Consider the following 13,119-nt stretch of genomic DNA (forward strand, 5'->3'; position numbering starts at 1 on the left):
CTGAATTGATCTTAAATACGACATGAATATAAAACTAACCATAAGGTTCACCCTGATTTGTTTAACATTCGGCTCCATCGTTTACGGACAAGCTAAGACAGCAAACAGCTCAACCGCACTGATGGGAAAAAGGTTCCTTACTTTTAACGCGGTTATTCGCGTTAACCAGATAGAGGTATCGCGCGACCGTAATGTTGGTGAAGATGAACGCGCACTACACACACCAGCAAGGCTTGTTGCAATGAGAAAGGCAGTGGCCGAAGGGTTTCCCGGTGGAAAAATGACCTGGGCATTCAGTTGGCTCGCACTGCAGGATACCAGTGCCAATTACCGTGAAATAAGGAAACTGGTAGTTGGTTACCACAAAAAATATGGGGATGAGATCACTTTTATTCCGGGGGCCTATTTCGCAAATGCATACAATCCAACAGAACAAGTTGATAAAGACATACATGATGCATTAAAAATCATCACTAAAATGGTGGGCAACGGTTACCGGCCCAAGAGTATTGTGGCGGGTTTTCTATCGGCTAAAAACCAGCAGTACCTTGCCGAAAAGGAAGGTATTCACGTATGCCAGGGAAATATCTGGAGCCAGTTCAGCATTGATAACCAGGACGGGGATGGTGCAGTTTCTTATCCTTTTTATCCATCAAAAGAGCACTTCTGCAAACCTGCGCAAGGCAAAGCGGACTTTATTGACTGTGTAAACCTCGATGGCTGGTCGGTAGATTACCTGGCGGGGAGGAGAGCGGGTTTTGCCGAAGGGTTCAATAGCCGCATGGGGGTTGGCCCAATAGAAACCCTGGGCAAATACGGCCATGACGTTGGCTTAAAAGAGATGATGCACACAACAGCTATAAACTTTGATAAAGGTTTTGAACTTAATGGTTTTGGCTGGGTAACTAACTGCTGGGAACTTTCCTTACCGTACGATTTTGCATATTTAAAAGACTGGCTTTCAGCTATCAAACAACGTTGGCCCGATACCAGGTTAATAACCCAGGGCGAGTTTGGGCTTACATGGCGCAAACACTTTAAAAGTAATAGCTTCAACTATCGTTTTGTAGAAAGAGGGTCGGGCATTGGCGGTTCTGATGCAAACAAAGAGATCCGTTGGTTTATGAACAAGCATTTCCGTTTAGGGTTGCTCAGCAATTTAGAAACAGATGGTGCTGCAAAAGTTATAGATTTTACTAACTACACGCTTAAAGCACATGAACCGGTAGCAATGACCCGTAAGTGGAGTTTAATGGGCGATATCAACCAGAAACAAACACGTTTACAAGACCGACCTGTTCCCATTGATTCACTTTCTGAAAAGGCACGCAAATTGATTGAGACTCATTATCCGGGTTTAACTAAATAGTGTAAATTGAATCTGTTTTGAGCTGTTGAGACAATTAATTTGAGCCGTAAGGAAAAGCTAACCTAAACAGAAACCTTCATCTTTGTATCGTTAAACATAAATCTATAAACATGTCAACGTTAAAAAAGATCCCTTTGGGTAAAAATGGACCGCTGGTTTCTAAACTGGGTTTAGGCTGTATGCGTATGTCCTCAGTTTGGGGTAGCAGTATACCTGATGAAAATGAAAGCATAGCAACCATACAGCAAGCATTAGACAGCGGTATCAACTTCTTAAATACGGGCGACTTTTATGGTGCCGGCCATAACGAAATGCTCGTAGGGAAGGCGGTTAAAGGGCGCCGTAATGATGTTATTATCAGCGTAAAGTTTGGTGCGATATTTTACAACGGCCAATGGCTGGGCCTGGATCTGCGCCCTATGGCTATCAAAAATTTCATCAACTACTCGCTAACCCGTTTAGGTACTGACTATATTGACTTGTACCAGCCTTGCCGTATGGATGGCAGCGTACCGGTTGAGGATATTATTGGTACAGTAGCCGACCTGATTAAAGAAGGGAAGGTGCGCCAACTGGGTGTTTCGGAGATCACTGCCGATCAGCTGCGTCAGGCAAACAGCATTCATCCGGTAAGTGCTTTAGAGATAGGTTATTCATTGGCAGACAGGCAAATAGAAGCCGACCTGCTGCCTGCTGCCAAAGAGTTGGGCATAACCGTGGTAGCATTTGCAAACACCGCCGAGGGTTTATTAACCGGCGACATGAAAGCACCGCTGCCAGCCGGTAGTTACCATAATCATTTCTCACGTTTTCAGGGTGAAAACCTGGTCAGGAACCTGGAGAAGGTTGAGGTTTTAAAACAGGTTGCTGCAGATAAAGGTGTTACGCCAACGCAGGCCGCCATAGCCTGGGTAAATGCACAAGGTGAGCACATAATGCCGCTGGTAAGCATGAGCCGACGCTCGCGCCTGCCTGAAAATATTGCGGCAATGCAAATTGAGTTTACTGCCGATGAGTTGAATACACTGAACACGACATTTGCGGCAGGTGCTATTTTAGGCAGTACTTATTTACAGCGGTAATACTTATCTTTACGTTTGGTGATCAATCCTACGGAAATACTGCCCGGAGTAATATTCTACTCCTATCTGTCAAGTCAGCGCAAAGACAAGATATGCTTCCTGGAGCATAATACGCTGGTGCTGCAGGTATCAGGACGGTTTGATTTTGAGTCGGCTAACCAAAAGGTTACTATGCATAAGGGAGAGATGCTTCTGATCGGCAAAAACCAATTGGCTCAATTAACCAAAACTCCGCTGCAAGGCGAAGATTATCAAACCATAGTAATCTGCCTGGACAATGACCTGCTTAGGAACATAGCCTTAGAAGAGCAGATAGAAGTGAAGCAAAAATATGTTGGTCCACGTAATGTTTTAATTCCGGCCAATCCTTTTTTGCACGGATATTTTCAATCGGTGATACCGTATATTCAAAATCCGGCAGAGTCGATCACTACTGAAATGGGGATCCTTAAGGTAAAAGAAGGCGTAAAATTATTGCTGCATGCTATGCCGCAGCTTTGTACATTTTTGTTCGATTTTTCGGAACCGCACAAAATCGATCTGGAAAAATTTATGCAGTACAATTTCCATTTTAATGTACCGGTTGAAAAATTTGCACAACTAACCGGCAGAAGCCTTGCCGCGTTTAAGCGCGATTTTCAAAAGATCTTTGGTATGGCCCCGAGGCACTGGTTGCAGGAAAAGCGATTGGCAGAAGCGCGTCATTTACTGGAAAAACACAAAAAGCCATCGGCGATATATCTTGATCTGGGCTTTGAAAGCCTCTCGCATTTTTCCAGTTCTTTCAAGAAAAAGTTTGGTAAATCTCCAACTGAATGGGCTATATGATAACAACAATGCCACTCGGTTATGAGTGGCATTGTTGCTACAGTAACGGTACTTGGAAGATTTTAGGCGACTTTACAAATATTGTCTGTATGACTGCATGGTAACCATCAGTAACTAACCGTAATCCTCAGTTTTAAGAGATGCCGACCTAAGGATTTTTAAGGGATTGCATAAATTGTAATGGCGATTTACCGTATTCCTTTTTAAACGTTCTTGAAAAATTGGAACTGCTTTGCATTCCGATCCGATCGGCCACCTCATTCATGGTCACATTTTCATGGGTCATGATTTCTATTGATGTTTTAAGGCGTATCGTCCTTATGAATTCACTCACTGATTGTCCGGATATACTTTTAATTTTTTGGTAAAGTTTGGTCCGGCTGACATAAAGGTGCTGGCAAAGGAATTCAACGTCCATCTCAGGGTCTTGTATGTTTGTCATAATAACACTGATAAGTTTATCCACAAACTCTTTATCCGCTTCAGCCTGAACAAGCTCGGCAGCGTTTGAGTAATAATCTTTCAAAAAACGCTGCTTAATTATCTCATTCTGAGAAAAAATATTTTTCACTGTCAAGAGCAGAAGGTCGATACTTAACGGTTTTGCGAAATAATAATCTGCGCCTAATTGCATCCCTTCAATTTGAGCATCAATGGAGTTTTTAGCGGTAAGTATGACGAACGGAATATGCCTTGTCTCAAACTTGTCTTTTAATATCCTGCAAAGCTCAATTCCATTCATTTTGGGCATCATCACATCACTAATAATCAGATCAGGAATCTTTTTAACAGCAATGTCCAAACCTTCTTCGCCGTCTTCAGCTTCGTAAATCTCATAGTCTTTGTAAAATACCTGTTTTAAAAAGCGACGCAATTCATAATTGTCCTCTACAATAAGTATGCGCTTATCAGGCGATGCTTTAACCGGCTCCTTATCAGGGCCTGCTTCAGCAGTAGTGAGTAAGGAATTATCAACCGCCTCCAATTGGCTTTTTACCTCGGCTCCAAAAGTCAGCTTCTCAGCATCTTCATAATTAATCTCACCCCACGGTATTCCTACTATGATCTCCGTTCCAGACATCCGTTCACTGTATACATAAATATCTCCTTTGTGTAACTGGGTAAGGCTTTTAACCAAAGCCAGGCCGACGCCCGAACCAATATGGCTGCTGCTGATGCGATAATAGCGATCAAAAATGTTGACGATAGACTCCGGCGAAATGCCAATTCCAGAGTCAGCGATCCTCAAATAAATAAATTTATCGGCCCTTTTAGGGTTCAGCAATTTATACTCGTTGGGAAAGGAGGGATGGAAACTTTCAAAATCAAGAAACAGTTCGAGGGTAACTTCTCCGTATTTCTCGGTATATTTAAAAGCGTTACTGAGCAAATTAAACAGTATCTTCTCAAGTATCTGCACATCAAACCATCCGGTCAGTTGCTCTTTATTCTCGTCAATATTGTTAATGAATTTGTACCTGATTTCTTTGTGCAGCGCAATATTTTCAAAGTCCGCATATAACCCGCTGCAAAAGTGACTTATATTCATCTGCCTTACCTGCAATTTTATAATGCTGTCAGCCACTTTTTTATAATTCATAAGCTCTGCAATCAGGTTCATCAGCCGCCTGGCGTTGCGAAGGATGAGTTGATAAGTACTGTTCAGGTGTACATCCTTGTTCTCATATATGAGGTGCTCCAGCGGGCCGATGATGAGCGTGAGCGGCGTGCGGAACTCATGCGAAATGTTTGTAAAGAAAACCAATTGCTGCTGATGCAGTTCTTCACGTTGCAGATGTATCTCTTCCCGTTTCTTCTCGTTGATCTTACCAATCTCGATGTCCCTTTTTAAGGTATGCCATCTGGCTTGATAAAGGTAAATACCTGTCAGCCCTGTACAAACAACTAATAAGTAAAACACCTTAGCCGCAACAGATTTCCACCAGGGAGGGTTTACAATAACACGTAGTTCTGCTATGTCCTTGCTCCAGACGCCATCATCATTAGAAGCCTGCACCAGAAACGTATATTCTTTGTAGTCGATATTGTTATATGCTGCATTGGGGCTTCTTCCGTCGGTATAACGCCATTCCTTGTCAAAGCCAGACATTTTGTAGCGATATTTGCACTTTAAAGGATTAGCAAAGTGCATCGCCGAGAAATAAATAACAAAATTGTTCTGCCGGTAGTTTATGTCAAGAGTGCTGCTATAAGTAACAGATTGTAGCAGGCTATTGTCAGTCGTTTTTCCGGGCGCTATAGCCGGATGTTGATTGTTGATCAGAATATCAGTGATCCTTGGCGTTGCCGGAACAGCGTTTTCCCTGATCTGATCCGGATAAAAATAATTAAGGCCGTTTATTCCCCCAAAATAAAGGCACCCGTCTGGAGCATTAAATGATGCACCAACTTTAAAACTATTCCCCTGCAAACCATCATTTTTGTCATACCTTATCAATTTTTTGGTGGTCGGGTCAAAGCGTTCGAGCCCGTTGCCGCCCATCCATATATTACCTTTGGCATCAATTTCCAGTGTTTCTACGTCCTTAAAAATACCATACTTATCACCAAACCTGTTTATTACGTATCGGTTGTCCGCTTTCAGGGTAAGCTTATTAAGTCCACCACCAATTGTACCTATCCAGTAAACACTGTCGGTTTGCTTAGCTATCGGGTATGTATAATCAGAACTAAGACTATTTGGGTTATCAGATGCCCGGTAGGTAATACCTGACAAGATGTTCCCCTCTTTATCTATAATAAGCTTTTTTAACCCGTGTGTGCTGGAAACCATTAATTGAGGTTTAATGGGGTCTGCAAGGATAAAAAAGCCTTCGCCATAATATTTTACCTGATAAGTTCCGCTCAAGGCTTTATGGATGACGCCGAACCGGTCCGTGTGATTACCGAACCATATATTACCAAAGCAATCCCTTGTTAAAACCTCAATCGCGTACTTTGGGAATTCGTCATAACCTGCCGGCTTTATAATGCGCTGGAGCTTGTGGTCAAAAATTTCCAGGCCTTTGTTACTGCCAATCCACAATGCGCCATTCAAATCTTTCGTCAGCGATGTGATAGCATCGCTTTTTAATCTGATTTTTGAATTAAAAGTATTGTAAAAAGTGAATTTATGCGACCTCCTGTCATAATGATTCAGTCCGCTTTCAGTGGTGCCAATCCAAAGATCATCACCGTCAGCCAGTACACAGCGTACATAACTTCCGGATAATGAATTTTGTTCCCCCGGGATATTTCTCAATGTGTAGAAGGGCTTTTCATTAAGGTCAAAGTAGTTAACGCCTCCACCAAACATACATATCCACAGGCAGCCGGATCTGTCAACAAATATTTTGGTAAGTGAATTGGAATTGAGGGCCTGATTGGGGCTTTTATTACTTAGTACTTGTTTAAGCTGCAGATGACTATCCAGGTGTAGCAGTTGGTCACCATCAATTATCCAGAAGGAGTCATTCGAATCGCAAACCATGCTGGCGAAATTCGTTTTAACAGAAGATATGAAATGAGATTCTACCTCAAATCTTTCGGGTTTCATTCTCTTTGTATACAATGGACGAACAACATAAAGCTCGTTTTTTGAGGATAACAATATCTTTCCGTCATTTCCCCGTGATATGTGGTTGTAGGAGTTTGCATCCGATCCGGATATAGTCAAAGGAGTAAGGGTGCCCTCCTTATCCAGTGCCAGTAAACCCTTGCTGGTGGCCAGTAACAGGCGGTCGGCATCTGCAATAAAATCAAATACAGCTAAATTTTCAGGCAGGATATTGTTACGCTCAGTAAGCACTCCATCTTTAATGTCGAATATTAAAAGCTGATCTCCACCCAGCGCAAAGATCCTGTTATCAGACCGCTTATAAAGTTTTAAAAGATTATTTAGGGGATGGTCTTTACAGGTGTAATCAACGTAACGCTCAGTTTTTACTTCAAAGCGCTGCAGGCCACCCTCTGTACCCAGCCAAATGTCTCCGGCCTGGTCTGGGTAAATACATAAAACCCGATTTTTGTACGCGTTTTTCTGCGGCTCATTTTCATTGTAAAACCGTCTGATGACATTCCCATCAAATCTGTCAAGCCCAAAATAGGTGGCTATCCAAACAAAGCCCTTTTGATCCTGTGCTATATCATTCGCATCCGTGTGCGACAGCCCTTCATCTACCGTCAGTGATTTGATCTTGTAAGGATAATTATCTGTTTGGGCGTGGGCTGTCCGTCCGGTGATCGCCATCAGGCAGATCAGGCAAAGGCAACCAAAGCTCAAAGGTGCTTTTCGGTTTTTATAAATCATGTTTCGGTCTTTCGCGCATATCGCAATATTGTTGTTCGTCAGGCAAATTCAAATTTGACATAACGTCCTGTAATTATGCATATACATCTGTAAAAAAAGCACACAGTGTGAAAAAAAATGTACGTACAGATCTATTGCTATTGATATCAATTGCACTTGGCAAATCATCTGCCTTCGCTATCAGCAGCAGTGGATCCCGTCAATTTCCCTGCTAAAAATCTTATGACCGCTTTTTGCCTTTAACAGAATTGGCGCGGCGTAAAAAGAACGTTGCGTAAAAAAAAAAGAATATCCAGACAACCTCTATAATGCCACATAGCGGCTTATTTGTACTGACCAATACGGCTGTAAAGGCCACCTATCAATAGTTGTCATAAATCTAAAACGGTGTTTGTTGAATTGCAGGTCAGTAAAGGTCAGATCATGTACATGAATTTAAGCCTTTATAAATGATTTGCATGGCTTTAAGCATTAAAACAATGGATCAAATGAACCTAATTATACACTCTTTAAAATCATGAAGAAAAAAAGAACAGGCGCACTTATGAAAATCAACTAATCTCCTACTACTAAACTCCAATTATGAAAAAGACTTTACTTAAAAATTATTGCTACCTAAACAAACGAAGACTTTGCCTTACAGCAATGCCATTGATTATGTTCTCTGGTATTGCTCAGGCAAAGCTTGTTACTGATTTTACTTCCATCGCTCCACCGGTGGTATTACCGAGTAAAACAGCTACCGCTATCCGCGGCAATGTAAAGGATGCCGCGAGTGGGCAAACGCTGCCGGGTGTTACCGTAAAGATAAAAGGTACCAACGCAGGTACTGTTACAGATGCCAACGGTAATTTTACTATCAATGCCGAAGCAACAGACATTCTTCAATTTTCCTATTTGGGATATGACATGGCTGAGATTGCTGTGAAGGACAAAGATTATATAGACGTCAGGCTTCAGCCTTCGGTATCTAAAAACCTGAATGAGGTGATTGTTGTTGGGTATGGAACGCAGAAAAAGACATCGACCACTGCCTCTGTTTCAACAATAAACACTCAGGAGATCACACAGAAACCAGTTGTAAATGTCACTAATAGTCTTGTTGGGCGCGCTTCAGGCCTGATTGTTACCCAAAGCGGCGGTGAACCAGGGTTTGATGGTTCAAATATTCAGATCAGGGGAACCGGGTCTATTGGCCGCAGTGCTCCTCTTACTATTGTAGACGGGGTTCCGCGTGATTTTAGCCGCATTGATCCAAATTCGATCGCCACAATCTCTATCCTTAAAGATGCTGCAGCGGTAGCTCCTTATGGTGTGGCCGGGGCAAATGGCGTAATACTGATCACAACCAAGCAAGGAAAACAAGGGAAAGCAACGCTTACCTATAATGGTTACTGGGGAATTCAGAACCCGACCAAGGTGCCCGAATTTGTTAATTCCTATCAGTACGCTCTTATGCGTAATGAAGCAAATGCAAATGATGCACACGATCAGGGTAGTACCTATCAGCCGTTTGCAACACCAGAGGATCTGCAACTGTACCAGGATCATTCTGACCCGGACGGCCATCCAGACGGTCACCCTTTACATGATATCATCAAAAGAAACCGACCGATCACAACGCATAATCTGACATTGTCAGGTGGCACTGATGACGTTAAATACTTTGCTTCACTTGCCTATACCCACCAGGCAGGTATGTGGGACCCTACATACCTTAATAAGTATAACGGCGCATTGAGCGTCACAGCCAAGGCTACATCCACAACCAATGTAGGTATTTCTGTAAACAGTTCTGTTGAAGACCAGCACTTTCCGGCTTTTGGTGCAGGTTCTATCATAGACCAGGCGATGCGCCAGGCGCCTACAACCCCGATATATTACAGCAACGGTTTATGGACGGGTTATATTGGCCAATCGCTTATTGGGGAAATTTACCATAGCGGTTACCAGACAAACCACAACACGGTTTTATACAGCCAGCTTTTTATTGAGCAGAAGCTGCCGTTAGATGGTTTAAGTATAAAAGGCGTGGTAAGTTATGATAACGGTCCTGATCCCTTATTTGGTAATGCCACTACTTTCACCCGTAAATACAGCACGCCAATTCCGTTTTATAATGTAAATACTTCAACAACTCCTTATACTTATACGCCTAATATACAGGGTAATTCCAAAGCCTCTTTTTACGAAAGCTTTTCTCAGAACATAAGCCTTACGTATCAGGGCCAGCTGAACTATGCTCATAATTTCGGCAAAAACGCAGTTACAGGTTTGGCTGTTGTAGAGTACCGGAATATCAATTACCAAAACTTTAATGCACAACGCATTAATTACAACCTTGATATTGATGAGCTGAATTATGGCGGCCCTGCACCCTCTGATGCAACGAACGGGGGCTTTTCAAACGGGCAGAAGCAAATTGGGTATGTGTACCGCCTGGGCTACGCTTACGATAATCGTTATTTGTTTGAGGCTGCTGGCCGTTATGACGGCAGTTATCTTTTTGGCCCGGGCCACCGTTTCGGGTTTTTCCCGGCGTTTTCAGCAGGCTGGAGGATTTCTGAAGAAAAGTTTATGAAAGGGATCAACTGGATTGATAACCTTAAACTGCGTGCCTCGTGGGGACAGTCTGGCGCTTATCCAAGCGTTGGTGGGGCCATCCAAACATACCAATACCTGAGCCCATATAACGCCTATGGCAACTCGGCAGTAATCGCTGGCTCAGCAACGCAGGGTATTTATGAGGCGCTACAGGGAAATCCGGACATTACCTGGGAAAAGTCGAATAAGACTGATGTGGGTTTTGAAGCCACTTTATGGAAGGGTGCGTTAGGTATCGAGGCGGATTATTTTTATGAAAAGCGTTCTAATATGCTGGTTGGCATTGGCAATGCGCTTCCTGCGGAGTATGGCATCGGTGTTGGCCTGGTGAATGGCGGTGTGATGCAGAATAAAGGTATAGACCTTACACTGACAACTTTTAAACAATTTAGTAATGATCTGCGGCTTGATGTTAAAGGCACGTTTACTTATGCGAAAAACAAGCTTCTTCAGATCTATGAAAACAGCGCAACATTTAATAACGTAAACAGACGGCAGACAGGCAGGCCACTGGGCGAGCAGTTCGGACTTAAGGCTACAGGATATTTTACGCCAGAAGATTTTGTTGATCCAGATGCCGCTTCACCTGTATTAAAATCGGGCATCGCCATACCCAGCTTTGGTACCGTGCGTCCGGGCGATATCCAATACGCCGACCTGAATAATGATGGCAGGATCGATGCAAACGATATCACAGATATCGGGCATCCGGGCACACCGGGTATCATCTACGGGTTGGAACCACGGGTTACCTACAAAAACTTTGATGTAGATCTGTTATTTCAGGGGTCTGGTCTCAGCAGCACTTATTTTAACAATTATTTTGTATGGCCTTTCCAGTCATCCGGTTCTGCCACAACGCTGGTATACGATGATCACTGGACACCAACCAACACCAACGCATTATATCCAAGGCTTACCGGAACGCCCACATCAAATAACACGCAGCAATCAAGCTGGTGGATGCGTAACACAAGCTATTTAAGGCTTAGAAGTTTTGAGGTTGGCTACACATTCTCTAATAAGCTCTTAGGGCGCACCGTAAGGTCGCTGCGGGTATACGCGGCAGGGCAAAATGTGTTTACCTGGACACCGCATATCAAAGAAACTTTTGATCCGGAACAAGTAGGTAATAACCAGAATTATTTTCAACAACGAGTGTTTTCCTTTGGTGTTAACGCCACTTTTTAAACTGAACAAAACATGAAAAAGAAATATTTAATTCATTCCTCTCTTTTCGTCACGTTGTTGCTTATTGTGAGCATTTCAGCTTGTAAAAAAGACGATTTTCTGAACGTACCTCCTAAAGGTTCGCTGACAGATGCTTCCACTTTCAGTTCTGAATCAAATGCCGACCTGTTTGTGAATGATGTTTACAACCAGTTGCCGGATATTAACAATGAAACGCAGAACTCAGATCAGTATACTGATAATGATTTTGTTGGTGCAGCCTGGATGACCGGGCAGACAACCGTCAGGGCCAACGGCATCAACCCAACTAATGTACCCGGAGGGCCTGCTGGCTCTTTTGACTGGGCTACACAATTTCAGCACATCCGGAAATGTAACCTGTTCCTTCAGCAAGCCGAAAAGAACAAAGCAAACTTTTCTGATGAATGGTATAAACAACGTGTGGCAGAGGTTACTTTTTTGCGTGCGTTTTTCTATTCCATCTTATACACTAACTACGGCGGGCTGCCGATAATTAAAACCCCGTTAAATAACAGCGATGGCTCAGATATTTTTGTAGAGCGCAGCACAGCTGATGAAACGCTGGCGTTTATTGAAGCCGACTGCGACGCAGCTGCCGCCGTTCTGCCCGAAAAGGCTTCGCAATCTGGCAGGGCAACAAAAGGGGCCGCCTTGACGCTGAAAGGGTGGGTTGAACTGTTTGCAGCAAGCCCGTTATCTAATCCGTCTAATGATGCCGCCAAATGGGCTAAAGCTGCAGCTACTAATCTGCAAGTGATCAACTCCAAACAATATTCACTTTTTGCTGAATATAACGGACAGTTCTTAGCGGCAAACAACTGGAACAGCGAGACGATATTTGCGCGCGGTTATGCGGCACCAAACAAAGGGCACAAGAAAGAAGGGATACTCGGGCCGGTGATCGTTAACGGCGGGCAGCAGGCCTGGGGAAATCTGGCCCCTACACAAAACCTGGTGGATGATTACGAAATGGATAATGGCAGGCCGATCACAGATCCGGCATCAGGATATGACCCTCAGAACCCTTATGCCAACCGCGAAAAGCGATTCTATGAATCCATTGTATACGACGGTTCTACCTGGCAGGGTGACATCTGGCAATCCAGGACCGGCGGAAACAACCAGATAGATCTTGGTTCATCAAGTGATATTTCTAATACGGGATATAACGGTAAAAAAACGCTTGATGAGTCGATCAACGGACAGACCAGTTTGGGCATATCGCCGGGCACATCCAACTACATAATTTTTAGGTATGCTGAAGTGTTGCTGAGTTATGCAGAAGCACAAAACGAAGCAGCCGGGCCAGACCAATCGGTATATGATGCAGTAAATCAGGTAAGGGCGCGCGTTTCCCTGCCACCGGTTACACAAGGCCTGTCGCAGGCTGATATGCGAACGATAATTCGCCGCGAACGCCGCGTTGAACTGGCCTTTGAAGATAAACGTTGGTACGATATACGGCGTTGGGATATTACTACTAAAGGCCCGGCGGTATTGAATGCTCCTGAATATGGTATGAGGATCACGATTGATGGCAGTACCAAGAAGTTGATCTATACACCGGTACAGATCTTTAAAAATTCTTTTTCTGAGCACATGAACTGGCTTCCGATACCGCAAGCGGTGGTTGAGCAAAACAGTAAGCTTAAGCAAAATCCCGGGTATTAAGATCCGGAATGGTTGATTGGTTGCACGGTCCCGCGATTGGCGGG

At 43.6% G+C, this 13,119-nt stretch carries 6 protein-coding genes; 5 read left to right on the plus strand and 1 reads right to left on the minus strand.

Annotated features, from left to right (window positions below):
• Positions 1 to 121: 121 nt before the first annotated feature.
• The 3 genes from ACFQZX_RS05675 (at position 122) to ACFQZX_RS05685 (ending at position 3,279) form a co-directional block, all read left to right on the plus strand.
• On the plus strand, positions 122 to 1,369 hold the full coding sequence (locus ACFQZX_RS05675) for a DUF3863 domain-containing protein (protein ID WP_377112397.1): 1,248 nt from the start codon (positions 122 to 124) through the stop codon (positions 1,367 to 1,369).
• A gap of 110 nt (positions 1,370 to 1,479) precedes the next feature.
• Entirely contained in the window at positions 1,480 to 2,451 is a 972-nt protein-coding gene (locus tag ACFQZX_RS05680) for an aldo/keto reductase (RefSeq protein ID WP_377112400.1), read from the plus strand.
• An 18-nt stretch (positions 2,452 to 2,469) separates the two neighbouring features.
• A complete protein-coding gene (locus ACFQZX_RS05685; protein WP_377112403.1) occupies positions 2,470 to 3,279 on the plus strand; it encodes a helix-turn-helix domain-containing protein in 810 nt (269 codons plus the stop codon).
• Positions 3,280 to 3,427: 148 nt separating this feature from the next.
• On the opposite strand, the gene ACFQZX_RS05690 is transcribed toward ACFQZX_RS05685, so the two are convergent.
• Positions 3,428 to 7,528 (minus strand): hybrid sensor histidine kinase/response regulator transcription factor, encoded by a 4,101-nt coding sequence (locus tag ACFQZX_RS05690; protein ID WP_377112405.1) that lies wholly within the window; start codon positions 7,526 to 7,528, stop codon positions 3,428 to 3,430.
• Positions 7,529 to 8,170: 642 nt separating this feature from the next.
• Between ACFQZX_RS05690 and ACFQZX_RS05695 the strand changes: the two genes are divergently transcribed.
• Together ACFQZX_RS05695 and ACFQZX_RS05700 are read left to right on the plus strand one after the other, a co-directional pair.
• A complete protein-coding gene (locus tag ACFQZX_RS05695) occupies positions 8,171 to 11,383 on the plus strand; it encodes a SusC/RagA family TonB-linked outer membrane protein (protein ID WP_377112408.1) in 3,213 nt (1,070 codons plus the stop codon).
• Positions 11,384 to 11,395: 12 nt separating this feature from the next.
• Positions 11,396 to 13,075: a RagB/SusD family nutrient uptake outer membrane protein gene (locus tag ACFQZX_RS05700; RefSeq protein WP_377112410.1), complete on the plus strand. Its 1,680-nt coding sequence runs from the start codon at positions 11,396 to 11,398 to the stop codon at positions 13,073 to 13,075.
• Positions 13,076 to 13,119 lie beyond the last annotated feature (44 nt).

Source organism: Mucilaginibacter litoreus, from assembly GCF_042676805.1.
GTDB lineage: Bacteria > Bacteroidota > Bacteroidia > Sphingobacteriales > Sphingobacteriaceae > Mucilaginibacter > Mucilaginibacter litoreus.